The 24,402-nt window shown below is 33.6% G+C and carries 25 protein-coding genes and 1 pseudogene; 6 read left to right on the top strand and 20 right to left on the bottom strand.

What is annotated here, in order from left to right:
• Positions 1-463 precede the first annotated feature (463 nt).
• From MKY08_RS09265 to MKY08_RS09250, 4 genes and pseudogenes are all read left to right on the top strand, one after another.
• Positions 464-946: pseudogene (locus MKY08_RS09265) on the top strand (SAR2788 family putative toxin); the annotation flags it as partial.
• The gene (locus MKY08_RS09260; RefSeq protein ID WP_342534913.1) at positions 943-1,398 is read left to right on the top strand and encodes a hypothetical protein; all 456 of its coding nucleotides are present in this window, start codon (positions 943-945) and stop codon (positions 1,396-1,398) included. The pseudogene MKY08_RS09265 and the gene MKY08_RS09260, both read left to right, overlap by 4 nt.
• A gap of 162 nt (positions 1,399-1,560) precedes the next feature.
• Complete coding sequence (locus tag MKY08_RS09255; protein ID WP_069511099.1) at positions 1,561-2,007, top strand: hypothetical protein; 447 nt, start codon at positions 1,561-1,563, stop codon at positions 2,005-2,007.
• A 172-nt stretch (positions 2,008-2,179) separates the two neighbouring features.
• The gene (locus tag MKY08_RS09250) at positions 2,180-2,674 is read left to right on the top strand and encodes a hypothetical protein (RefSeq protein WP_069511097.1); all 495 of its coding nucleotides are present in this window, start codon (positions 2,180-2,182) and stop codon (positions 2,672-2,674) included.
• A 170-nt stretch (positions 2,675-2,844) separates the two neighbouring features.
• Here MKY08_RS09250 and MKY08_RS09245 read toward each other — a convergent pair whose 3' ends face one another.
• From MKY08_RS09245 to MKY08_RS09175, 15 genes are all read right to left on the bottom strand, one after another.
• Positions 2,845-3,531: an MBL fold metallo-hydrolase gene (locus MKY08_RS09245; protein ID WP_069511096.1), complete on the bottom strand. Its 687-nt coding sequence runs from the start codon at positions 3,529-3,531 to the stop codon at positions 2,845-2,847.
• Positions 3,532-3,771: 240 nt separating this feature from the next.
• Positions 3,772-4,773 carry a hypothetical protein gene (locus MKY08_RS09240; protein ID WP_069511094.1) on the bottom strand — a complete coding sequence of 334 codons (1,002 nt, stop codon included), beginning with the start codon at positions 4,771-4,773 and terminating at the stop codon, positions 3,772-3,774.
• A gap of 15 nt (positions 4,774-4,788) precedes the next feature.
• Positions 4,789-5,616, bottom strand: coding sequence for a hypothetical protein (locus MKY08_RS09235; protein ID WP_069511092.1), 828 nt, complete (start codon positions 5,614-5,616; stop codon positions 4,789-4,791).
• A 325-nt stretch (positions 5,617-5,941) separates the two neighbouring features.
• A protein-coding gene (locus tag MKY08_RS09230) for an IS3 family transposase (protein ID WP_141705601.1) occupies positions 5,942-7,296 on the bottom strand; the annotation gives its coding sequence in 2 pieces (ribosomal slippage) (positions 5,942-6,843 and positions 6,843-7,296; 1,356 coding nt in all).
• Between the two features lie 414 nt (positions 7,297-7,710).
• The gene (locus MKY08_RS09225) at positions 7,711-8,052 is read right to left on the bottom strand and encodes a hypothetical protein (protein ID WP_069512169.1); all 342 of its coding nucleotides are present in this window, start codon (positions 8,050-8,052) and stop codon (positions 7,711-7,713) included.
• Between the two features lie 313 nt (positions 8,053-8,365).
• Positions 8,366-9,562, bottom strand: coding sequence for a serine hydrolase domain-containing protein (locus tag MKY08_RS09220; RefSeq protein WP_069512171.1), 1,197 nt, complete (start codon positions 9,560-9,562; stop codon positions 8,366-8,368).
• A 54-nt stretch (positions 9,563-9,616) separates the two neighbouring features.
• On the bottom strand, positions 9,617-10,054 hold the full coding sequence (locus tag MKY08_RS09215) for a MarR family transcriptional regulator (RefSeq protein WP_069512173.1): 438 nt from the start codon (positions 10,052-10,054) through the stop codon (positions 9,617-9,619).
• A gap of 274 nt (positions 10,055-10,328) precedes the next feature.
• A complete protein-coding gene (locus MKY08_RS09210; RefSeq protein WP_069512175.1) occupies positions 10,329-10,865 on the bottom strand; it encodes a hypothetical protein in 537 nt (178 codons plus the stop codon).
• Positions 10,866-10,961: 96 nt separating this feature from the next.
• Positions 10,962-11,477: an imm68 putative immunity domain-containing protein gene (locus MKY08_RS09205; RefSeq protein WP_069512177.1), complete on the bottom strand. Its 516-nt coding sequence runs from the start codon at positions 11,475-11,477 to the stop codon at positions 10,962-10,964.
• A gap of 155 nt (positions 11,478-11,632) precedes the next feature.
• Positions 11,633-12,280 (bottom strand): hypothetical protein, encoded by a 648-nt coding sequence (locus MKY08_RS09200; RefSeq protein WP_069512179.1) that lies wholly within the window; start codon positions 12,278-12,280, stop codon positions 11,633-11,635.
• A 7-nt stretch (positions 12,281-12,287) separates the two neighbouring features.
• Complete coding sequence (locus MKY08_RS09195) at positions 12,288-12,473, bottom strand: hypothetical protein (RefSeq protein WP_069512181.1); 186 nt, start codon at positions 12,471-12,473, stop codon at positions 12,288-12,290.
• Positions 12,474-12,637: 164 nt separating this feature from the next.
• On the bottom strand, positions 12,638-13,306 hold the full coding sequence (locus MKY08_RS09190; RefSeq protein ID WP_342534908.1) for a hypothetical protein: 669 nt from the start codon (positions 13,304-13,306) through the stop codon (positions 12,638-12,640).
• A gap of 1,388 nt (positions 13,307-14,694) precedes the next feature.
• Entirely contained in the window at positions 14,695-15,144 is a 450-nt protein-coding gene (locus MKY08_RS09185; protein ID WP_069508488.1) for an SMI1/KNR4 family protein, read from the bottom strand.
• Positions 15,145-15,187: 43 nt separating this feature from the next.
• Positions 15,188-15,616 (bottom strand): hypothetical protein, encoded by a 429-nt coding sequence (locus tag MKY08_RS09180; RefSeq protein WP_218107207.1) that lies wholly within the window; start codon positions 15,614-15,616, stop codon positions 15,188-15,190.
• Between the two features lie 115 nt (positions 15,617-15,731).
• Positions 15,732-16,253 (bottom strand): hypothetical protein, encoded by a 522-nt coding sequence (locus MKY08_RS09175; RefSeq protein ID WP_069508486.1) that lies wholly within the window; start codon positions 16,251-16,253, stop codon positions 15,732-15,734.
• A gap of 308 nt (positions 16,254-16,561) precedes the next feature.
• On the opposite strand from MKY08_RS09175, the gene MKY08_RS09170 reads away from it, so the two are divergent.
• Positions 16,562-17,965, top strand: a complete 1,404-nt coding sequence (locus tag MKY08_RS09170; RefSeq protein WP_069508484.1) for a PLP-dependent aminotransferase family protein — start codon at positions 16,562-16,564, stop codon at positions 17,963-17,965.
• 37 nt (positions 17,966-18,002) lie between these two features.
• Here the strand turns inward: MKY08_RS09170 and MKY08_RS09165 are convergent, their stop codons facing one another.
• The 5 genes from MKY08_RS09165 to MKY08_RS09145 form a co-directional block, all read right to left on the bottom strand.
• Positions 18,003-18,317, bottom strand: coding sequence for a TIGR04104 family putative zinc finger protein (locus MKY08_RS09165; protein WP_069508477.1), 315 nt, complete (start codon positions 18,315-18,317; stop codon positions 18,003-18,005).
• A 104-nt stretch (positions 18,318-18,421) separates the two neighbouring features.
• A complete protein-coding gene (locus tag MKY08_RS09160; protein ID WP_069508467.1) occupies positions 18,422-19,645 on the bottom strand; it encodes a GNAT family N-acetyltransferase in 1,224 nt (407 codons plus the stop codon).
• On the bottom strand, positions 19,642-20,370 hold the full coding sequence (locus MKY08_RS09155; RefSeq protein WP_069508464.1) for an AAA family ATPase: 729 nt from the start codon (positions 20,368-20,370) through the stop codon (positions 19,642-19,644). The genes MKY08_RS09160 and MKY08_RS09155 overlap by 4 nt, the downstream gene beginning before the upstream one ends.
• A gap of 731 nt (positions 20,371-21,101) precedes the next feature.
• On the bottom strand, positions 21,102-21,650 hold the full coding sequence (locus MKY08_RS09150; RefSeq protein WP_069508459.1) for a pyridoxamine 5'-phosphate oxidase family protein: 549 nt from the start codon (positions 21,648-21,650) through the stop codon (positions 21,102-21,104).
• Positions 21,651-21,785: 135 nt separating this feature from the next.
• Entirely contained in the window at positions 21,786-22,472 is a 687-nt protein-coding gene (locus MKY08_RS09145) for a DUF421 domain-containing protein (RefSeq protein ID WP_069508457.1), read from the bottom strand.
• Positions 22,473-22,767: 295 nt separating this feature from the next.
• On the opposite strand from MKY08_RS09145, the gene MKY08_RS09140 reads away from it, so the two are divergent.
• Positions 22,768-24,387, top strand: coding sequence for an AarF/UbiB family protein (locus tag MKY08_RS09140; RefSeq protein WP_069508456.1), 1,620 nt, complete (start codon positions 22,768-22,770; stop codon positions 24,385-24,387).
• Positions 24,388-24,402: the final 15 nt, after the last annotated feature.

Below are 24,402 nucleotides of genomic sequence, written 5' to 3'. Positions count from 1 at the left end.
TAATCGGTACTGGGAGAGGAAGCTAATTTGAAGAAAATCAAACTATTCTTAAAACCACTCTCCCCTATTTCAAAATCGAGTAACGTACCAAATCTACCTTTATTGTACAATTAGCGTTTTTTTGTTGTCCATTAATAAAAGCCTTGCAAACCTCTTGAAAGAAAGGGGCTTGCAAAGCGTATTAATGGAAGTAAGAGCTTTTCGCTCCATCAATTCGAATATTCGATTTTTTTCTTTTGTTCCCGACCTAATACCTTTAATGAGACTAATGCAGTAACGACAGTTAGCAAGCCTAAGATCCCCATAATATGGTTTGGATTTAAAGCTTCTAACAACACACCTGTCAAGACTTGTCCGACAGGAATGGAAATTAATAAGGCAGCACTTAAAAACCCAAAAAATCTCCCTTGCTTTTCGACAGGAATTTTTCTTCTATACATTATGCCAAAATAAGTATTCCCCATACCAAGTAATCGTTCATACAAATGAAGGACAAAATTTTTCAGCAACTTTTGTCGATCAATCTGATGGCGAAATTTATGATATCGATACATTAGAAGCACAATCTTCTGCTTTACCAGTAGTCATTATAGCCGCAGTAGCAAGATACGGTATTTCTTATGCGATTAAAAGATTTGGTAAAAAAGCTGTAACTAATGCCATTCGCAGTAAAAGTTTTGATAAAGTATTGTCTTCTGTATCAAGATTAGATGCTAATTCACGCAAGCACATCCTAGATCCAAAACATGATTGGCATAAAGTAACGAAGAATAATTGGGATGATGTAGCAAAAGTAATGTCTTACGTGATGCGCTACGGAAAAGAGGAGCCGTATAAGAAAAATGGAAGACAGAAAACATTAAATATAAATGGTCCTACAGTAACGATAACTTTTGTGAGAGAAAAAGGTAAAATAAAAATTAGTAATGGGTGGGTGAATAAATGATGTTGAAAAATTTGGAAAAATTAATTTTGTCATTCAATTTTAAAGAAGCTGAAAAATTATATCTAAAAAGCAATTTTGAGCAATTTTATAGTGAATTAATCTCCATTGCTTATGACAACCGCAATATGATTTACTATACCTTTTTGCATTATCTTATAATGAAGAAAGAAACCGCAGAGTTACACAATCTTGCCTTTTCATTATGTGTACATGCTTTAACACCTATCGAAGGTGCCTATCATTGTGCTCTCTATCACGCACAAAGAGCTATCGAATTGACAAATGAACAAGATGTAGGGGATTTAGAAAATTTATTATTCATATACGGGGTGCCCGATCAAGTCGTAAGTGATGAAAAAGCCCTTGAAACTTGCCATAAAATTTTAGCGTTAGAGCCTTCGAATGAAATTGCCAAAAGTGTACTTAAAAAGTTACAACGCAGAATGAAGTAAACGATCTTATGCACTTGTGAAAAAAGTACAAGCGCCTTTCTTATCTAGCTCTCTACCCTATTACGCCTATTAATAAATAGGCGTAAATTTAAAAAAACTAAAAAGCTCCTAGAAACTATAAAACTTTGTTAATTATGAAAATACAACAAAGGAGAATGAAGCATGTTAAAAAATTTAGAACAGCTCATTTTATCAGCCAACTTTAAAGATGCTGAAGCATTCTATCACAAAATGGATTTCCAACAATTTCATGATCAGCTAATATCAATCGCTTATGATAACCGCAATATGATTAATTACACCTTTTTGCTTTATTTATTAATGAAAGAAGAATCAGCAAAGTTACATAATCTTGCCTTTTCATTATTTGTAAATGCATTAACACCTATTGAAGGCGCCTATCATTGTGCCCTCTTTCACGCACAAAGAGCTGTCGAATTAACAAATGAACAAGATACACTTAGCTTAGAACATTTATTATTCCTTAATACTGTGCCCGATCAATTAGTGAGTGACGAAAAAGGGATTGACATTTGCCATAAAATTTTAGCGTTAGACCCTTCGAATAAAACTGCGAAAACTTCCCTTAAAGAATTGCAAGTAAAATGAAGTAAAATTATTCATTACATTTGTGAAAAGACATACAAGCACTAGGTTAAAAAGTTATAAGGATTCGTTTTAACCTAGTGATATTTAAAATGGTTAAGAGCCCTTCTTATCTATTGATGCGATTTAAAATGTTTAAATAGCTAAAAATTAGTAATATGTAGGTGTTGATTCCATGTTAAAAAATCTAGAGCATCAAATTCTATCATTCAACTTTAAAGAAGCTGAAGCGTTATATCACAAAAGCGATTTCGACCAATTTCAGAGTGAACTAATATCGATCGTTTACGATAACGGCAATATGATGAATTATACTTTTTTGCACTATTTATTAATGAAGGAAGAATCTGTTGAATTACACAATCTTGCATTATCTTTATTTATATGTTCATTAACGCATATAGAAGGTGCCTATCACTGCGCCCTATTTCACGCTGAAAGGCTAGTAGCTTTGACAAATGAACAAGATCCCGATACGTTAGAACACTTATTATTCCTAAATGAGGTGCCCGATAAGTTAGTAAGTAATGAAAAAGCTCTTGAAACTTGCCATAAAATTTTGGCATTAGACCCTGCGAATAAATACGCTAAAGAAACTTTGAAAAAATTAACAAAGAAAAATAAAACTTCTCTTAAAGTGCTACAACGTAAGCTTAAGAAAAAGTTTTAATGCATCTACTTTAAAATGGAAAACTATAATACAAGCACGCTATTGAGACATGTCATCACAATGTGTCAATAGCGTGCTGCTTAATGTAAAAAACTTATTAACATAAAGTGATGCGCTAAAATTTTAATTTCTCCAATCACAATTGCCATTTGAACATGCTTCACCCCCTACTATAAAGTAATTTTCCCACCATGATAACAATAGTACGTGTCAGCTTGAAGGTTTTTAATTTTACACAAAGAGTGTTTTGCGTTATCCATGTTTAAACAAAAGTGTGGATTCGCTATAACTAATTGTTGATTTTCATTAGCAGCAGCATCGCCTGTAATAACACTATTTAACTTTGGAAAATATAATGAAATATGCCCGGATGTATGCCCAGGTGTTGCAACTACTCGACATTCGTGATGTAAAATCATGTCACCGTCATGGACCTTTTGATTGATTGCAATATGCTTTAATTCCTTTAGTTGCTTGATAAACCATTTGCCAAATTCCATTTCTTCAAGTGGCATATTTTCCAGTAATTCCTCCGCCTGAACTAATCTCTCAGACTTCATTTCACCACTAATATATGATGATTCTATTTCACTAGCAATAATGTTTATCCAAGGATATTTTTCTTTGAAATCATGTAAAGAGCCGATATGATCATCATCATAATGCGTAATGATAATATTCTTTAAATATTTCATTTCATAGCCACATTTAATAATTTCTTTTTCAATCAATGGTAAAAAATTTATATACCCTGTATCGACCAATGTTAGTTCATTGTTCCATACAATTAAGCTAGGATATATCGTGTTCCTTTGTCCGTTAAATTCAAATTCAATCGGTAATTCTAAAATCTCCATTATCTTTTCCCCCATACTGTCCGCTTCTATAAGAATCAATAGATTAATTTATACATTTATTATACATGACAATATGGAATTTTTTTCAGCTTCCGAATATGCTGTCAATGCATTTGGATTTTTGCAAAGACAACTTGCATAAAGAAATGTACATTATTTTTTATTACCTTTCACTAGATATGGTACCCATTGTCATCGTCTCCTTGACCTTATAAAAATGAGAGCCATTATAGCCCTCTTTTAGTTTCTTTTAAAAATTTTCACTTGCTCATATTTATGAACATAATCTTCTGGTAAAGGAAGTCTTCCGTTTTCATCCATTTTATACTCTTTTCCTTGAATTAAAAAAACTGTATTTTCGTCGTGACCATATTTGCGCCAATCTTTTTCACGCATACCCTTGCTTTCCAAATCAACATCGTGCAAAATACCGCTCGGACTAATTCGATATCGTTTAGATCCATTATTTATGGTAAAGGGTTCTTCTGTTGTAATGCCAAAACTTTCAAAGCCCTTTAAAATCTCACTGTTATCTCTCGCTGTGTGTAACCATGAAGAACTACCTGTATGAATAAATGTTTGGATGTCCTGTAACAATTGCCGTTTTCGCTCTAAATGAACACGTTTGTGATCGGATATTTGATTATCATAATGTAATAACTTTACATATCTAGATGATCCATCATCAATAAACTGATAATTAATAATCCCATAATCAGTTGGAATGCCATAAACTTTATTGTTTTTGATAGTCAAATTAAAATTTTGATCGACATGTAGAACTTTTGCTTGGTATTGATTGTGAAAATTACTTTCTCTTGATGGAGATTCTATTATATTTGATTTTAATTTAGTCTGCTTTTTTTGAATATGTAACTCCATTTTTTTCAAAGCTGAAGCTACACTTCCTAAACTTTGAGATCCCTTTAAAACCTTATTCTTATCTCTTACACTATTTAGATAAGCAGGATTACCGGTATGAATATAATTTTGTATGCTCGCTAACATTTGGCTTTTTCCCTCTAAGGAGAAGCGTTTATAATTATTTGGATTACCTACAACTGGATGTTTCTTGATGGTCAAACGATTATCCCGCTTATGGTGATGTACTTCCCGTAATTGGGAGCCTAATTGATTTGAGTTTAAAGAAGCCTGTTGTTCTTTACGAGAAAACACCTTTTTTGGATAAGACGGAGAGTTAAAAGTTTGTCTTTGAGAAATTGAACGTAATGAGTGCAACATGTTTAAATCCTCCTATTATTTCATTTCCCGTTTATAGCTTATTAAAACAAAGGGGTGCAAAGTATAGGTGCCTGGACGATTGAAAGAGGCAGAGTATTTAAAAGCATAAGATTGCTTTACTTTTATTTGAGCGTGTTTAGGTACAGCATCTAATTGTTTGGGATTATATAAAGGGAACGTAGCATCAATCCAAGAAGAAGTAGAATTTGGACGTAAACTTCTCTTAATAGAATATAGGCTAACTAAATTACGATTTGTCTCCGTACCACCTATTGTAAAATCCGTCAAAATAGCATCATCCGGAATACTGCTAACATTTGTTAAATCAAAATATTGAATAGCACTTGTTGTGTTTCTTGAGGAAATAGAGGAAGTACGTAAATCTACTCGATAACTTGGATTAGCATATAGATAGACTGGCTCCCCTACAATTGTTCGTAAACTATACGGATAATTATTTCTGCCATCTTCCGAGGGTTTAATATGAATATGATAATTACCAACAATACTTGTATCAAATTCAACTTGTCTATTACCCTCGTCCCCTAATCCAGTTTTCTGAACGATTGTATCCCCTTTTGGATCTGTAATCTCTACATCAAATGTTTTTCTAGTTACCAAGGTTAATTTCTCGCTTCTGTTCATACCAAGGGCAACTTTATAAATTTTGCTATCCCCATCTGTCATGATTGATGTTAAATCGCTTTTTTCAGGAATAGAAAAGTCGGTTCTATCATTTCGCTGAAGTTCTATGGTCTCTTCAGAAAGATCATTTGCGTTAGTGACCAAGGGCATAAATACAAACAAAGATAAAATAAACAACAGAGAGAAAAATTTCTTCATTTCTAATCATCCCATCCTTCTATTCTTTTTTATTGAAAATAACTATACAATATTTTTGGTTAATTCATTTAAAATATTCCTAATTGAATATTAAGAGAATGTAAACCATATAGTAGCGTCAATTTCTACACTTCTAGATTGTTCCAAGCCCTCTTTTGGTTATATCTTAACCACTCAATATTTAAACATGCAAAAAAAGCGCTTGTAGCCTGTTGTAGGCAATCAAGCGCTTTATTTTTTTATTCAAAGGTTCTATAAGTGGTTCTTGTAAGTAAATTCATTCGGCATTGAAGTGACCCCTAAAAGTTAGACACGGTTATTTCATTTAGGCAGCTTGGATAAACTGAGTTCGGTATTGCACCGGACTCAGTTTTAATTTTGCCTTGATACGTTTTGTGTTGTAATAGTTCATATATTGTTCTAATTCTATTTTAAACTGCTCCACACTTTCGAATTCCTTTAAATAAAGGAATTCGGACTTCATTATGCCAAAGAAATTCTCCATTACGGAGTTATCATGACAATTCCCTTTACGTGACATACTTTGCACAACACCTTTTGCTTTTAGAGCGTGGCGATATTGCTTCATTTGATAATGCCAGCCTTGATCGGAATGCATGAGTAGTTTATGTTCTTCTGGCAAGCGTGCTAAAGCCTTCTCCAACATCTCTGAGACCAATGAATAGGTAGGTCTAGAGCCAATTGTATAGGTGATAATTTCTCCGTTAAACAAGTCTAAAACAGGCGATAAATAAAGCTTTTCGCCAAATAATTTAAACTCAGTAATATCCGTTACCCATTTCTCGTTTGGGGCATCGGCTTTAAAGTTACGATTTAAAATATTATCCGCAATTTTGCCAACTGTCCCTTTATAAGATTTATACTTTTTCATTCTTACTATGCACTTTAAACCAAGCTCTTTCATCATGCGTTGTACTTTCTTATGATTCACCTTTTGCCCACGATTCGCGAGCTCATCACGAATGCGACGGTAGCCGTAACGACCCTCATGTTCGTTATAAATTGCTTGAATTTCGGCCTTTAACTCGGCATCTGAATCTGGTCGATTCATCTTCTTCACTAAATCGTAGTACGTGCTACGTGGAATCTTTGCGAATGCCACGAGAGCCTTCACCGGGTATTTGTACCTTAGTTCATAGATGACCTTTACTTTGTCTTCTTTGGTGATTTTTCCTTGGCTTGAACTAAGGCATTCAACTTTTTTAAATAATCGTTTTCCATACGTAGTCGGTCGATTTCTGCTCGAAGTGCTTCCGGTGAGCCCTCTACTAGTACTTGTTTTGGTTGTTTGTTCGTTTCTTTTTTCATGGATGGACGCCCCTTTTTCCTTGACTGAAGGGCATCGAATCCTTTTGTTTCAAATTGTTTTCTCCAAACACATAGGGTTGAAGGAGCCACTATATGAAAAATAGCAGCTGTTTCAGTTAAGGATGTACCGTGTTCAATCATAAAATTTAGTACGTCTAGTTTAAACTGTGCAGAGTAATTTGTATATTGTTTTACAAAAGCATCAACACCACGTTGTTTATAATGTTTCACCCAAGTTAAAAGATTAGGGTGTAAAACGCCTATTTCTTTGGCAATTGATCTCGCACTTTCATTTCCATTTAAATATCTTAAAACAGCATTTAACTTTTCTTCTCCACTAAATTTAGCCATATAAAAACTGCACCTCCAATTGTTAGATGTGTCTAACAATTGGGGTGCAGTTCACATTGGGTATTTTTTATTTTCTTATTTTTTTATGTATTACTTTTTACTCTCCCCCTTCACATAAATTGTTGAGAGCTTCATATATTTCGCTACCAATTCTCCAAATACAACAATCCTCTCGGACTGCGTAAACTTTTCCTGCTTTATACATATATAACACTGCATTATCTCTAAAAGCAGTACCACTGACAACTAGTCTTTCTATACTTAACACCTCACATTTTAGCAAAAGATATATCAACTTTACTCTCAAATACTCCCTTTAGATTTTATCTTAAGTAACATTTTCGTGCAAATTTACAAAGAAATAATTTGTTAGATTAATATTCTTCGCAATTTTTTAGTTGTTAATCATTAACATTAATGCCATTCATTATCATTATATTTTTCTATTAAACCCATAGTTTCAGGTTCATTTTCGGTACAAAAATTTAGTATTTCACCAATCAATAAATCTACTTCTTCTTGTTTTACTTCAAAACCTCTATGTCCATTCCAGTCACAATTGACTCTCATATCATCAAAATAATTATATATTTCCATTTCATATAAAAACTCTCTTATTATCATTGGAAAAGCTATATTATAACCTTTAAAACTAACCCAAACAACAGTATTTCCACTATCTAATTTACTTACTTTAAATACATAATCCCCAAATCTATACCATACTGTATTTTTATATCTTTTTTCTTCTTGCATAAATTATTCCCTTCAAAAGATACCCAAGTAGTCTGAAAGAACATCCATTCAGATTTATTTACCTTATAATAATATTGCCATTCATTTTTTAGAGGATTCACAATTGAATCCTCTAAAATTTGCGTATATAAATTGCCTCCTTGACTCTAATGATTTCTCCAATTCCTTATCTAACGGACACATTAATCTATTATTGCTAATTGAAAAATAAAGTTAATTTTCTGCAGTATTTGCGGCAATGTTTAAATTAATCCCTTTATCATGTACATACTGCTTTTGGGCTTTTCATACATGCACAACTTTTCTGACTATATCAATTAACTTTTTGATAAGGTACTTCAACACCTTCATCGATAAATAATTGATTCACGATATCTACATAGCTCATCGTATTACGTATCCAATAATACGACTCATCTATTTTATAAAGCGGCACAGGCAACTGATGTTCAAATGAAATCATAAATTGTCTTTCTTTTATAATCGTAAATCTTGTGCCATGTTCATCTCCTAATTCATATCGACCCGTAATATCATCATCTTTAGAGAGCGATAATATGTCGATATGTTTTGGTGCTTCAACAGAGGATTGTATTCCCATTAAGTAATTCATAATTTCTTGTTCATATTGAGGAAACACTTCTTGATTCGTTGCTAAAACGATCAATTCCGATGTGGATGTATTAATAAAAGCTTGTGCTGAACAACCAAGCCATCCTCCTGTATGACCAACCCAACCATCTTGAATAATAAAACCATAGCCATAATTATCAGTTAATTCTGTTGGTGTTAACATTAATTGGACATGCTTTTTGCTAATGTACTGACCTTGCAAAAATGCCTTTAAAAACTTCGCCACCTCTGCTACTGTTCCATAAATACCACCGTCACCATATGCATCATTATATTTTTCAATTTCATGAAAATACGGGTCATCCGAAACGTTTCTATATCGTTGCTCCTCATAATCATACGTTTGACCATGCGCTTCCCATTGTTTGGCTGGTTGAGTTGTTGTAAATGTAAGATTTAATGGTTCTGCAATATATTGTCGTAAATATGTTTCATATGATAAATTGCTAACTTTCTCAATTATTTTCGCAAGCAAAACATAATTCGTATTACTGTAAGACCAGTACTCTTTTGGCGCAAATTGTGGTAGCCCTACTTCAATAAATGTTTCAACACTTATTGTTGTATCTTCTGCTATGTACTCTGGAATACCGGATGTATGTGTTAGTAATTGCGCTACTGTTACTTCTGTAAAATGAGGTGCATTAAACCAATTTGAAATTTTATCTTCTAACTGTAACCGTCCTTTTTCAATTAGCTGGAACGTCATTACGGCAGTAAACATTTTACTTAATGATGCTAAATTAAATTGTGTATTTTGGTTAATATTGTGCTTCTTTTCGAGTTCTTGATAACCATCATAATAGTGCATAATTTGTCCGTTTTTTTCATAATACACTACACCTTTAAAAGCAATATTTTTAAGTATACTCTCCACTTGTTAACCTCCTAAATAAATTAGATATCTAACACATTAGGTATGAAGAAAGTTTTATAATAACTCCTTCATCGAAATCTCCTTTAGTTTTACAACAATCCGTTCTAATTCATCTAACTCATCTGATGAAAGTTTGCAATAAATTTTATCAGCAATTTGCTGTTCTACATAATCTTGCTTCGAAAAATACTCAAAGCCATTTTCAGCTAATGTTATAAATACTTCACGCCTATTTTGTAGATTAATTTCTCGCTTAATATAATTATTCTTTTCCAACTTCGCTATTAATTGGCTAACTGCACTAGAGCTAATATTCATTTCAATCGCAATTTCACCGACCGTAATACGTTTAGATAAGTATACAATATCCAATACAACCGCTTGTTGCGTTGTAATACCGCTATTTAAATATTGCTTATAATGTTTATAAATCAAACGGTTTATCGTATATTCTGCTTCATTAATGCGCTTAACCTGTTCGTATAAAGACAAAAAACCACCCACTAATATGTTAGATATCTAATATATTAGCAAGCATTTTGTCAAACGTCAATTTTATATAGAAATGTCTTACTGTTAGGGCATACAGGAGGTAAAAGGCTGATTTAGTGATAAATATCTTGTCACAATTATGTAGTACGTATTCCAAAACGAAGGCCATAATCCAGGAATAACATGATTAATCTATCCTTTAATCTTTGCTCTTTTGAAAAATGCTGTATATAAAAACTTTTCTTTCTTAGAGTTTATGAAAGCTTTATCCATTCTAATCCTTTAAATTCTCAAAGATTACGGCCCAACCATCCATTGGGCTGCCATATCCCCATAGAGGCCCCGTCATTTTATCCAATTGATGAATCTTTTCCTGATATTGTTTCACCATCGCTTGACGCTCTTCTTGTGTATACATATTCAAACGTTCTTCACTTACCTTGTGTCGCATATTGTGCAGGAAGTTAATCATGTCACAATAAAGTGAATTATCCTCGAATGTTATGAAATCTGGAAAAATCGCATAAACTTCGTCAAAAGCATGCTGCAAATGAAGCAAGCCAAATTTCGCCAAAACCTCTGAAATATGCGGTACGAGTTCAGACTGATACGCAAAGATATAGTCCCAACCATCCGACTGCCAGTTGCCAATCGTATTGATGGCAATGTGAAGTTGAAATAACTCTGGCGAAACCTTCTCTTTAATCGTGTCCAGTCCTCCAATTTCCCATATTTTATCAGATAGCTCCGCTAAAGCCATTTCATCTGCTGGGATTTCCCCATCCCATATCTCTTTCAAGCCAATACTCATTGTAAAACCACTCCTGAAATTATAATTTTACTCGTTCACACAGTACTATTTTCACAGCCCTCCATAAATTCTTATCTTTGCTTTTTCAATCACTGTTTACATGTTCAGTTCTGCTATAATTTCCTTGCAGTGTTTTGCAATTTCTCTCATATCATCTTCAGAACAAAACTCAGCCAAATCATAACGTAAAGGGTGATGAACAAAATCCTCTACTATTCCCCTTAGCAGCGCCAGCTCTTCTTTTTCTACTTTTAAAGAAATAACAGCATTTTTGTCCAAGCTACCTCCATCCAAATCCACAAGACGAACCTTTTCGTTTTTTTGACATTCCACTATAATAGCCGTAACATCCATTATAAAATTGATTGCACAACCTATATCCTGACGATGGCCGTTATCGTCACTAAAGTAAATGTCCTTCGTTTGACGAAAGTCTTTTATTTCCCGAACATTAGTCAGTTGGAAGTCTTGCAACAAATTTTTAACGTCTATCTCTACGGGGATTTCTATCTCAAATTCTCTGTTAACCAAATAATCAATTAAAGTGCAAGTATCATCTGTTCCACCAATATATTCTCCCCACCATCGTTCAATGTACATCATCGCTTCCATTCTGATTCCCTCCAAAGCCTTGTTATTCAAAGTAGTTCTACAAATAGCCTATTACTGTCCACTATTATCTTTGCTTTGCATGAAGATGTTACAACCATTGCATCTTAAGAGGCAGATATCCCTCTACCATTTACAAAACGGAAAAAAATTATTTATTAACCGTATAAGTAATCAATAAAATTTTCAGCGTATTCCTCTTTTTTCAAAATACTAATCAAAGAAGACTTTAATATTTCAACAAAATCATCGTAGATTTCGAAAGTTTCTTCATCCATTATTTCTCCTTTGAATTTTTCATGTATTATTTCTAATGTCACCGAAAGAGCATCTAGAAAGACAGAAAAAGAATCCGCGATTGGAAATAAGGCACTCGTTTCATAACTTGCAAAAACAGGTGAATTTTCTTGGTTTGTGACAACTACAATTGGATCATCATCCTTATCTGCAACTACAAGCCAATTTGGATTCCAATTTGGATTTTCCCTTTTTTCGGTTCCAATCCAACGAAATCCTTCTTGTCTACGAACCAATTTATCTGTGGCATACAGAAAAAGGAGGCTATTCCCTAAGTCAATATCTGTACAATCTAAGTGATGGCCATCAGGACGTATATTACAAATTATTTCACACTGTTGATAAAATAATATTAATTCAGGAGAAAGATAAATTTTTTCATCTACATCAAGTTTTGCCAATTTTGACCTATAACGGACTCCTCCGTTTTTTTCAACGGGGGATTCTTCTTTTGGATATTCATTCAACGCCTCTATAAATTTTAATATTGATTTTTCTAGTTGTTTCATAAAAAGCCTATCCTCTCGTTTCTATTTGATGTATTTCTACATCATTTTTTAACATATTTATTTGTAAAATCTCTTCTGTCCAATCTAGAGTAATTTTCTGCCCCTCAAAAGTTGAAAAAAGCCGAACATCATCCATATTCAAATAAGTTAAATCTTTCAAATCATGGTCATTTCCAAGTCGATATATATGCATGAAGAACACACCTTTTTTGTAAATAAAAAACATATGTAATGAAAGCGTTTTTTAGCGTTTTCTTTACATATGCCTCAAGTATTTATCCTTATTTTACCATAAAATTTTAAATATCTCTATTTGTACAGTGATATTTTTATTTCTTTGTAGTTGCGCTATATTTACTAATTTTTCTCTGGGCTAATTATAATAACATTCTTTGAATTACGAACCTCTATACAATTGTATTTTTGATTTAAAATCTCAATTGTTTTGCCATACTTCATAATTGTGATATCTTGGATAACCAAAAAAGGTAAACTATTCAGTTTTTCTCTTATAGCGTTAATAGAAAGTTTCAAATTAAAAAATTTTCTTATTTCCATTATAAATTTATTTGCTTCATTTGGTTTTCTGACTACATAAACTTTTACCTTATCTATCAAATCAGGTTCATCTAAAGTAAAATCATCTTCTATTAAAGGATCATTTTCTAGCCATCTAAATAAATCGGTATCTAAAGTATAAAAAGGCAACGACAATGCACCGAAATCTTGATAGAACACGTTAAGGTCGCTATTCTTTTTTAAAAACAATCCTTGCCCTCCTCCATCATCTCCTATCAAAATATATTCCGGTGCGTAAGTACTTACTTCATACAACCCGTTTCTTTCGATTGCGATGTCAAAACCATAAATATTGATTCCGTTTTCAAAAGAAACTTCATTATAAGATTTCCAAAATTCAATTAGTCTCGAAGGTATATTAGTTTGAAAATAAGTATTGATTTCAGGCGCATCAATGTTTCTTGTTGTTTTAGTGATTAAGGGTGTAGACTTAAAATTTAAAATCATTTATTTCCTCCAAATAACAATGACCTAGTCTTTTTTATTATTGTAAGTTTTTGATTACTAAGGAACTTGATTATCGATTATAGAAAGAAAAATATTGAGGTACATCTGCCAATTCTATAAATTAAATTCCTTTCATTTGCTTTTCTTCACAAAGTTGCTTAAACCTTTCTGAACAAAATAGATATCTTGCTAATTTTAAGTCATTCAAGCAAAACACGTCTCTGTCATTTTCTTGTAGAACAATTTTCTGATATTTTTCAACAATATAATGTAAGTCAACAACTTTATTTTCTGGAACACTTCTTTTTGTATATTCCGACTTCTCGTAATCAACGAAATCTTCCCTATTATAGTACTTAATAAAATAATAGGGTTTCTTTACTTTAGATTTTCCCTTTGAATTAACAACTTGTAGATTTTATGTAACATACTTTTGTAAAGTATTTACTTGATTCATCAAAGTAAAAAAATCACTACTCAAAATATGACCATTAAAACCCTCATAATAGTCAAACTTAATTTTTTATTAGTAATTAACCATAAATCTTTTGGCATTTCTTGTTTTTGAAAAAAGATTTTATTCCATTCGTATCCCATTCCCTCATTATATTTTCAAAATAAATAAATCAAAGCTGTTGAACAAGCCTAAAGTTCAAAACGTAATGTTTTATCACTTTTTTAACTTAAATTCTATAAGCAATGAGAAAATTGCAAACAGTGGAAAAATCAAAAACATAGAAGTTAATCCTTCAATTTTCAACACCCAAAGGTTAATACACCCTACTATCGCCACACCTATGATATTGAATAAAATAAAGTACCGTATTTTATTGTTGATTTTACTCAATAAATAAAGATTGATAGGCACTGTAATGATTAGCGTAAATAGATAAATACCTAAAAAAATCAAAACAAATAGCATGAGATTTTCATACATCGTAAAGTGGAGTAATTCTAATTTGGAATTGCCCGCGACAACTTGACTAACCAAGGTAGTAACAAATGCCACTAACAAAGGCAAAAACAGTAGCTTAATTGTTTTGATTTTTTTTCATGTAGTTACCTCACATCATTGTTGTGAAAAACATCGCTAGACACATATCATCTCTTAATTATCAGGAAGATGGGAAGATTTTAATCTTCTGACCCTCCCTATGTATAAAAAGTATTCCGTAAACACGAACCATCTTATTAATATTGCGATATTGCGATGCATATTTTAATCCCATCTTTGCATAAATATTAACTCATAAAAATCGTCCATATTTTCCTAACTTAGTATTTTCATATTATAAAAAAGACTGTCATGAATATCTTCAGCAATCTCTAAGTCTTCTGCACAACCTGTATTTTTTGCCAGAAGTTCTACCCCCCATTTTTATTTCACCTTAATATATACGTTCTTCTTCCTCATCTTCTAGTATCTGATGAAAAAAGTCAGAAAAATCTTCCCATACATCTGGCTTGGAAATAAAGTCTTGCTGTTCTAATTTATTTATTTCTACAGAATCTAGCCAAATGATTGATGGTGTTTTTTCAGTATCCATAACAATAATACTTTCAGCTTGTTCAGCAATAACAACGAATCTATTCGGTAAACCAACAGCTTCTCTTATTCTTATAGTTTCGCGTATAAAATTAGTTGGCTCAGAAAATTGAAAAGAATGGATATCTATTCCACCAACAATACCTCCACTGTAAAAGCCAGATATTTCACGAAAATCATTGGGTAGCTTTATTTGGAGTTCATGTTCAATTTTATCTAAAGACTCTTTAGTAACTCCATCAAAATCATATAAAGCCTGGTATTTATTTTGTAATTCATTCATATCTTTCATATTTTATTTACCTCCAAAATTCTATTTATCGGAAAAATAGAATCTAGTTTGTTTCTTCTAAATACTTCTGTTTTGTATCTTTAAATATTTCTTTAATCCAATTTATTATTACTTTTTTTATCTTTTCATTGTTATTATTGTTCAATGTACAAACTATTACTAACTCGTTCGGGCTGCTATTTTCATTAATCCAATAAGAAAATACATCATCATTATTAGAGCTTTCTTGGATAATTTTTATTATTTTATTCTCTTTTTTTGATTTTGCCGAAAATATCGGATTTCCATCCATCATTTTTTTTCCATTACTGAAGGTAGTGTTGTAATAAGGACATATCCAATCACTTCCCTCAATATTCTCTTGATGCAACCACATAAAAAACATATCCATCCAATATTTTTCTAAAGAAGAATACACATCTTCATCATCTAAATAGTTAACAAAATCATGAAGCCCATTGCTATTTTCCACGACACTTCTCTCCTCCAGCATTATCAAGTAAGTAAGTCATGCACAAACGGATTTGAATAAAGTTCCAGCAGGTGCGCATTTTACACGTTAATAGCATGGTTGTTCAAGAGCATTGCTAGAAACCAGCAATAACCTCTCCTGTTTCATTATGCTTATATAGATATAATGCACCGTACATAAACACATAATCCATATTATCACTATAGCCTTCTTCGTCTATTTGTAGAAAAAAGGAATAATTATTATTTTTCAACTCTTTATAATAATAACTTTTCGGTTGAATAAGACGTGGTTCTCCTAAAACTTTAATAAACAAAAAATTATTCGCTTGTTTTTGCAAATAATCGCTTATGGAGTTCATACCTAAATCTAAAATACGCTTATCTGTATTGCTTCCAATTTCGGAGTAGTTATGCTCTATAACCTTTACTTCAATTGAAGGATATATGTTTTTTTCCAATAAAGTATCAAAATCGTTATGAATAATAATTGAAAGCATAACATCCTCCTTTTCTGGATGAATTAGAGTTGCATAAAACCTGTAATCATCAGGTTTTTGTTCTTCAATCAATTTGGGAGGATTACCACCTATTCTACCCCTCACATTATCATTAAAAGGAATACATTGAGCAAACAATTAAAATCCTCCCTTCCATCTGCTATTAGCACCATAGACATAATCTTTTTTTGTTTTGATGCTGGTAGATTGCTGATATCATCGACGCTACGAAATACTGACCTGCGTATTCCAACGCTTCAAAATACACCATTTATTCCCACTGTACTTTTTCATTATTTTACCATTATTTAAAATTACAAACTAGTATATATCAAATGCATATTGGCATTCCCTTTCTACAAAGATTGCTGTACGCTAATAAATAAGTAATTGACATCTTAAAAGTGAGGTTTTTGTATTTTTTTAGATGTCATGGAGGTTTTGATATGGACGATTTTATTTTTCCTATACGCAATAATGAGGCGAAGTATAAGCAGATTTATCAGCAATTAAAGACTTTAATTGAGCAAGGAATCTTACAGTCGAATGATTGCCTTCCTTCTATTCGACGATTGGCACAGACGTTACAGGTCAGTCGTAATACAACATTGACTGCTTATGAGCAGTTGGTAGCGGAAGGCTACATACGTGGTGAAGGTCGTAAAGGCTATTTCGTTAATGTATTGGAACAAGTGTTTTTACAGGAAGAGGAACAAACAAGAAGGACAGAAAAAATACAGCAGGTGTTGCCAGCTATAAAAATTGATTTTCGGGCTGGTGCTGTTGATCAATCCCATTTTCCGCTAAAAACTTGGCGACAATTTGCCAATCGAGCACTCCAGTTAGCAGATAGTTTTGTGTATGGCGATCCTTTTGGTGAGCCTTTATTAAGAGAGCAGCTTGTTCACTACTTACTCCAAGCACGTGGGGTGAAATGTGAGGCGGACGATATTATTGTTGGTAGCAGTACACAGCAACTGTTATTGTATCTTGGTTTTATTTTGAAGCAGGATTTTGCAAGTGTAATTGTTGAAAACCCAGGTTATGTCGGCGCACGTCAATCATTTACATTAAATGGTTTTGAACTGGAAGCACTACCTGTTTTGGCGCATGGCGCTGAACTTCAGCTATTAACGCAAATGCAATCCCGGCTTTTGTATGTGACGCCCTCCCACCATTTTCCTTACGGTGTTTCGATGTCTATTCAACAACGCCAATTGATGATTCAATGGGCAAAGAGAGTACGTGGTTACATTATCGAAGACGATTATGACAGTGAATTTCGTTATACGCAGCAACCATTTCCGGCACTTGCCTCTATCGACCATTCGCGCGTTATTTATATGGGAACTTTTTCAAAATCTTTTTTACCAGGTATTCGATTAAGCTATATGGTACTGCCTAAGTCACTTATCCTTCGTTACAAAGAACAATTTGATCATTTTGAACATAATGCCTCTTCTCTCCATCAATTAACGATGGCGGCATTTATGGAAAAAGGTGAGTGGACACGTCATATTAAAAGAATGCGTGTTATTTATAAACATAAAATGAACTGTCTTGTAGAAGAACTTAAAAAGCACTTCGGGCACAATATGACGATATTAGGGGAGCATTCAGGTCTTTATGTATTGATTAAGTTGCATGTACAACAAACCGAAGAACAGCTACTCCAAGCTGCTGAGCATTGCGGTGTAAAAGTGTACCCAACTAGCCCGTATTATCTGCAACAGACAAACACTGAACCAATATTACAGCTAGGATTTAGTATGTTGTCAATCGAGGATATCAAACAAGGCGTTCAATTATTATCACAAGCATGGCCGTTGCTACGTTCCAAACAACATTAAAACGCGGGCTTTCAAAAACCCGCGTTTTTACTATGTATCATTTTTGAGCGTATTTTTGTAAATGCTTTGGTATTTCTCGTAAATCCATTAACAACGGCATCATCATCAGTAATGTCAATAAATAAATAGCAATTCCTATTGCCACAGCCGAACTTTTCACTTCATCCTCAATAACATAGGGCATTGTAATATAAGGTACAAAGACCAAAAGTAAAATAGAAATACGAGTCATTGAAGTGAGCATTTGTTTTTTTGCGCAATAAGGGCAACTGATGAATCGTGAAAATGTTACAATCGAACGCATCGACTGCTTCCAAGTCCATTTCTTCTTACATTCAATACATTTTGGCATACAGTGCATCCCCTCCATTCACTAATTATGCCATATTCTTTCACAAAGAAGCACTCCATTAAAGCAAAAAAGAATTTGCGCAGGTTTTCCCTGCACAAATTCTTTTAAAAATAATCTATAAATGTCGGGATACCTACAGGTAGAACAGCTTCTAAAAGTGCCAATTCAATTGCTTCACCTTGTAAGCGTTCAATTTTTTCTAAATAGCTAGGTCGTTTATAGCCCAATAGCATCGTTGCTAACGTCTGTACGGTTAGTTGTACAGCATTTTCGGATAATTGTTCGCTCACCTTCTCAACAGATACTTCTCCGTTTTCTACTGTTACAACAAAGGTACCATTATTCCAAGCGACAATCCGGTCAGTTACTGCAAAACGTAGCTGGAAGTCATTCCCTATAAATGGATAACGCAATAGAAATTCCTTCACATCCACAATACGTGCCATAAAGTAAGGGGATACCTTTTGGATAATTTCACTATCTTCTAGTAAAAAAGCGACTGCTTCATTGCCCGTTGTTTTCCCATATACATTGTAAACCATTGAGCTATGGGCAGAGACAAAATTCCATAACCCTTTACGAGCTTCTTCCTGCATATAAACAATCTCATCAATATAAAAATTTTCTTCCATTATACGATAGAACATATAACCCTGCGGCACATCTTCGTCATCGTAATAGATTGCTGCTTGTAGTTTGACATCACTGTCTATAAACTTTTCTTCCCAAAAGTCTTCTTGAAATTTTTCATTCCACGCAATGCTATTACGCACCATAACACCATGTGTTTTTTTGGCATAGCGTGCATAAATAGCGACTACATCCTCATCTTTTGGATCGACTCTGCGAATTTTACCGTTTAGCCCACCATAATGCGGGAGTTGTGTATCTTTTACTTGAAACTCCACAATATCGCTCATAATTTCCCAGCCCTTTTTACGATAATACGGAATCGAATAAGGAAATAAATAAGAAATATAGCGACCTTCCTCACGCATTTGTTCAAGGCATTTCAAAATAAGGCTTTCCATCAAGCCGTGTCTAGAATATTCTGGATACGTACCAACAGCCGTAATACCACCCATTTCATAAAATTTTCCATGTACATTTACTTGAAAAGGTAAATTTAATATTTGTGATACAAGTTGGGAGCCGTCAAACCATCCAAATGCATGTCCTTCATCAAACTGTTTACTTTTGGCATTGACGAAACGACGATCCTTATGGATGGACATAGACATTTGAAATACATAATTTAGTAAATCAATCGACTGTGCCATCTCATCAAGTCGTATTTCTCGCATTACTAAACCTTTTCGTTGATTCATGATTCTCTCTCCTCATCAAATAGCTCTGCAAAAATAGTGTCTGGTGCATTTAAAAATCGCTTCGTTACAATATAATGTATAGTGTCTTCGTATCGAATCGATTCAATTCCCCCATCATCAAAACTGTAAATGGTCGCATTCGGATAACCAAGTAAAATGGGCGAATGGGTAGCAATAATAAACTGAGCTTCATGCTCTAAATCTTTCATGATTTTAAGAAGACTAAGTTGTCTCGTAGGTGATAATGCCGCTTCAGGCTCGTCCAATAAATAAATCGCCTTGCCTTTAAAACGGTTCATAAATAGCGATAAAAAGGACTCGCCATGTGATTGGTGGTGTAGAGATTTGCCACCAAATGCAGCATACTTATTCGGATGTTCTAACAAATCAATATGACTTGCAAATTGATAAAACGTCTCCGATCTTAGAAAAAAGCCATTCGTCACTTTGGGCCACCAAGATAAGCGAATATAATCCCCTAATGCCGATTCCGCCTTATGTACTTCATAGGTATTTTGACGTCCCCCACCTGCTGTATTAAAATCACAGCAATCCGCAATAGCTTCTAGTAACGTCGATTTTCCAGAACCATTTTCCCCAACGAAAAACGTCACATTCGTTGGAAACGTTAGCTCTTGTAAATCCTGCAAACTAGGTATATTAAAAGGATATAGGTGTTTTGCCTCTATGTTGTCCTGTAAAACTTTGCATGCTTTTAAATACATCCTTTTTTCCCTCCCTATTCCTATTATAACTCCCAATAGCTACTGTGAAACGGTCTTCTTTTCCAAATACAACTAAAAAATACCTGCTAGCCGTAACAGCATAGTGCCAAGTAGGGAAATAGATGACCAGACTAGTCTTAAATAGAAATAAAAATTAGAAAATTGAAACAAATCATAAACTCATCATTCCTATTAAAACCGAACAATACCGAATGCCTATTGGCAATAAATACACGGAAAGCACAACACTACTTGCTTTTACAATAACTATCCACCCAATATTTCCCGAGAAATATTTCAGTCATCCAGCACAAATTACTAAAAAAGATAATAAAATTATGTCATTATAACGATTTAAATAAGAAAAGGCGCTACTTCCTATATTTGCTTGGCATTCAACACTTGGCTTATGGCGGTTAAGAGCGTAGAAACTACAAGTACTAGCAGTTCTATCATTGATACGTTATTGTTTGTTATGATGTCCATATAGCCTCCCCCTACTTTTCATTATTTCTTATATTAAAAAACTTCATCTCCCAAAAATAGAGAGACGAAGTTATCTGCGGTACTACTTTGATTACATAAAGGCTCCCTTTAACAATATTGGTAGGCTACTATAGCTATCTTATTCAGTACAAGGACGCTTGTACGAATTCTCAAATTGTTTACCAACAGCCACCGTGTAAACATTACCCACTATTATTTCAATTGATTTGCGTCATGTTGCTATTTTAAATATCCTGTTGAATGGATCTGCCAGGATAAAACTTCATTTGTCCATTATCATGATGTGCTTTAGCAGTCATTGTTATTGGTTTCAATTTTAGAACAATCGTTTTACTGCCTAAAGAAGATTGGTATTTTTCAACATGCGCTTTGGATAAGGGTGCTTGATAGTAAGCTGGGACATATTTATCTAGCATTACTTGCATGGCTGCCGTTGCTTCGTCTAAATTTGTTACCACTTCGATGATACCGTTTGCGATAACGCTCATATAAGCTGTATCTGTATTAGCAGGAATCGGATCGGCAATTGTTCCGTAATGTTCACTTATGGTTATACAGGCATTTGAATTCGTGTGTAAGATGGTAATTTTTCTTCCTTCATTTGCCCCGTGAATATAAAAAATCCCATCTTTGAATACAAAATTAAGCGGAATGACATATGGCATGCTATGATCAACCAAACCAAGAAAAGCTGTTTGGGCTTCTTGTAAAAAGTTATTAATTTGCCCTTCATTTGTACACGTTCGTTCTGCCTTACGAATTTTAGTTTCCATCCATATCACTTCTCCTTACCGATGATATTGGAAGTTTATAATAGAACCATGCGTTTAAGAAGGGACAGTTTTGGGAATTTCCATGGGTACAGAAACCGTTAAAAAGCCAGAACGTATTTTAATTAACGTGCTGGCCTAATATTTTTGGATAAATAATTGCCCATTTGATTGAATTTCAGCATAGAATACTTCTTCAATATTTTCGATAGACAGCTTTTTCAGTTCATCTTTTAACCATTGTCGATTTTTTCCTACTTCCAATAAATTTCTTTTTAATAATTTTCCATCTGATATTATTTCAATTGGCAAAAAAGGTGGATTTTCTGGTGAGATATTTATATCTATTTTTTGGGTACCTTGAAATGGCGGTTTCTTAAGAATACTAAGCGTACCATTCGGTTCTAGAATGGCAAAATCTATTTCATCAATTGAAAAAACTTGGTATTGTCTAATCATCATCGTTAAGTCATCAATATTGACACCTGTTCGCTTCAATGCTTTTCGATCGATTTTGCCATGTTTTATAACAATTGTAGGCTGACCGTCAAGCAACATTCTTATTTTTCCTGATTTCAAACTGATATAGCCGATTAGTGTCGTCAACGAACACCAAATAATTAAGCTTACTAAATCTTTCATGTAATCTTTAGTACTTAAAACAATCATATTGGCGGCAATCGAGCCAATTGTGATTCCTGTTACATAATTGAAAAAAGTAAGTTGACTTAATTGTTTTTTCCCTAAAAAACGTGTGAGGGCAAGAAGTACGAAAAAAGTTACGACTGTTTCTATTGCAATTTGTAAGTAGCTTACATCTTTCATGTCACCACTCCTATCTATACAATAGAATGCGTTATGCAGTCCATAACATACACTCAATCCTCCGTTTTCATCAGTAGCTTTTTTCTAGAAGAAGCTTTTTAAGACATAAATGACCCTATTTTAGAAACAGGATAACTTTAGTATTATCTGTTTTTTTATTAGATTTATAGATAAAATACAGCTAAAAAATCCAATTAGATTGGCAATTGGTGTATGATTTAGTTATTCAATTTGTAGGAAATATTTACATAAAATTTGTCTTTTTACTCAAATAAAAAAATCGGAGGTATGTCGCATGAAAAAAAGGAAAAGTTGGTATCGTATGTGGAAAATACTTTCTTTCGCTTTTTCCATGTTGCTGCAAGTTTATTGGTTTCGCATTCGAAAAAAATCGGAAACACAATGGGAATTGCTCTGGGAAAAGCTTGGTCGACAATTTCGTCAAACGCTATTTGAACTCGAAGGTGTGTTAATTAAAGTCGGGCAACTTTTAAGTATTCGCGAGGATTTACTACCAAAAAGTTTTATTAGGCAAATACAGGATTTAGTAGATCAAGTCCCACCCTCTCCTTGGGAAGACATTCAACTTGTTTTGGAAAAAGAATGGGGAAGTCCTGTTGACCATGTACTTCTTTCAATCGAGACAAAAGCTGTCGCTTCCGCATCCATTGGTGAGGTTTATCGCGGAAAGTTAAAAGATGGTACGAATGTAGCAATTAAAGTTCAACGTCCTACTATACCAACTATTATGCGAACGGATTTTCGTTCATTAGCTATTATTATGTGGTTTGCACAATATTTTGCTCCAGTACCTAAAGGCTTTATTAATTTTAAATTGCTTTTTAATGAAGTCAAATATGTAATCAGTAGAGAGTTAGATTTCCATAAAGAACTAGAAACCATGACACATTTTCGCGAACGCTTTGAATCGATTGATGAACTTAAGATTCCTACTGCCTATCCCGAACTTAGCACCTCTCAAGTATTAGTCATGGAGTGGATAGATGGTGCAAGAATCACAGATAACGCGTTTTTAACGTCCCATCAAATTGATAAAGAAGCATTATCCGAGCGCTTACTGCGCATTTTCTTACCACAATGGCTAGAGGCTGGGATATTTCATGCTGATCCGCACGCTGGCAATGTGTTAGTAAAGGAAGATGGTACGATTGTCCTTCTTGATTATGGTATGGTTGGCGAAATATCAAGAAAAGATGCAGCCAATTTTCAAATTTTAATGCAGGCCATTTTATTAAAAAATTATGCTCAAGCGGCTGAAACATTAAAAAATTTAGGATTTTTACTACCAGGAGCGGATTTAAAAGTCATTGAAAATCTTCTACGAGAAGTACTACAATTAGATTTAAACAAAGTAAAGGAAATGGATGTATTTGCTGTCAAAAAAGAAATGAATGACATGATAAAATTACTTCCAATACAAGTTCCTACACGATTTATTTTTTTAGGGCGCTCGTTTGTGACAATTGAAGGTATGTTGCTGTCCATTACTCCAGAGAAAGAAATTTTAGACATTATTAAACCTGTATTTTCAGATTGGATCAAGCAAGGAAGCTCAACTAATTGGAAAACTGTTTTACAATGGCTTAATGCGTTCCCATTTTTTAAAGTATTCCATTCTCTGCAAGACCTTGTGGAGACACCCCAGCGAATGTTAATTCAAAAAGATGCCTTGCAGCAAAGGGATTTTGTCTTTGCAATCTATGAAAATCAAAAAAAGCATGCCTTTATCATCAGTGTACTAGCATTAGGCGCAGTTTTCTTTGGCATGTATTTACAATATGCCCTCCTTATCAAAGCATCGAGTGGCTTATTAGCGCTTTCTAGTCTTTTTTATATCGTAAGTAGTTGGAAACAAAAAAGATGGTTACAACGGCTCTCCAAAAAAACGCTATAGATAACACCATTAGCC

Source organism: Lysinibacillus sp. FSL M8-0337 (genome assembly GCF_038593855.1).
Taxonomy (GTDB): domain Bacteria; phylum Bacillota; class Bacilli; order Bacillales_A; family Planococcaceae; genus Lysinibacillus; species Lysinibacillus sphaericus_D.
This window is presented reverse-complemented; position numbering and strand designations above follow the sequence as displayed.

Bases quoted from the DNA above. Each gene is read 5' to 3' on its own strand.
- MKY08_RS09260 (WP_342534913.1), top strand. From the start codon at position 943: ATGATGTTGAAAAATTTGGAAAAATTAATTTTGTCATTCAATTTTAAA.
- MKY08_RS09255 (WP_069511099.1), top strand. From the start codon at position 1,561: ATGTTAAAAAATTTAGAACAGCTCATTTTATCAGCCAACTTTAAAGAT.
- MKY08_RS09250 (WP_069511097.1), top strand. From the start codon at position 2,180: ATGTTAAAAAATCTAGAGCATCAAATTCTATCATTCAACTTTAAAGAA.
- MKY08_RS09245 (WP_069511096.1), bottom strand. From the start codon at position 3,531: ATGGAGATTTTAGAATTACCGATTGAATTTGAATTTAACGGACAAAGG.
- MKY08_RS09240 (WP_069511094.1), bottom strand. From the start codon at position 4,773: ATGTTGCACTCATTACGTTCAATTTCTCAAAGACAAACTTTTAACTCT.
- MKY08_RS09235 (WP_069511092.1), bottom strand. From the start codon at position 5,616: ATGAAGAAATTTTTCTCTCTGTTGTTTATTTTATCTTTGTTTGTATTT.
- MKY08_RS09225 (WP_069512169.1), bottom strand. From the start codon at position 8,052: ATGCAAGAAGAAAAAAGATATAAAAATACAGTATGGTATAGATTTGGG.
- MKY08_RS09210 (WP_069512175.1), bottom strand. From the start codon at position 10,865: ATGAGTATTGGCTTGAAAGAGATATGGGATGGGGAAATCCCAGCAGAT.
- MKY08_RS09205 (WP_069512177.1), bottom strand. From the start codon at position 11,477: ATGGAAGCGATGATGTACATTGAACGATGGTGGGGAGAATATATTGGT.
- MKY08_RS09200 (WP_069512179.1), bottom strand. From the start codon at position 12,280: ATGAAACAACTAGAAAAATCAATATTAAAATTTATAGAGGCGTTGAAT.
- MKY08_RS09195 (WP_069512181.1), bottom strand. From the start codon at position 12,473: ATGCATATATATCGACTTGGAAATGACCATGATTTGAAAGATTTAACT.
- MKY08_RS09190 (WP_342534908.1), bottom strand. From the start codon at position 13,306: ATGATTTTAAATTTTAAGTCTACACCCTTAATCACTAAAACAACAAGA.
- MKY08_RS09185 (WP_069508488.1), bottom strand. From the start codon at position 15,144: ATGAAAGATATGAATGAATTACAAAATAAATACCAGGCTTTATATGAT.
- MKY08_RS09170 (WP_069508484.1), top strand. From the start codon at position 16,562: ATGGACGATTTTATTTTTCCTATACGCAATAATGAGGCGAAGTATAAG.
- MKY08_RS09165 (WP_069508477.1), bottom strand. From the start codon at position 18,317: ATGCCAAAATGTATTGAATGTAAGAAGAAATGGACTTGGAAGCAGTCG.
- MKY08_RS09160 (WP_069508467.1), bottom strand. From the start codon at position 19,645: ATGAATCAACGAAAAGGTTTAGTAATGCGAGAAATACGACTTGATGAG.
- MKY08_RS09155 (WP_069508464.1), bottom strand. From the start codon at position 20,370: ATGTATTTAAAAGCATGCAAAGTTTTACAGGACAACATAGAGGCAAAA.
- MKY08_RS09150 (WP_069508459.1), bottom strand. From the start codon at position 21,650: ATGGAAACTAAAATTCGTAAGGCAGAACGAACGTGTACAAATGAAGGG.
- MKY08_RS09145 (WP_069508457.1), bottom strand. From the start codon at position 22,472: ATGAAAGATGTAAGCTACTTACAAATTGCAATAGAAACAGTCGTAACT.
- MKY08_RS09140 (WP_069508456.1), top strand. From the start codon at position 22,768: ATGAAAAAAAGGAAAAGTTGGTATCGTATGTGGAAAATACTTTCTTTC.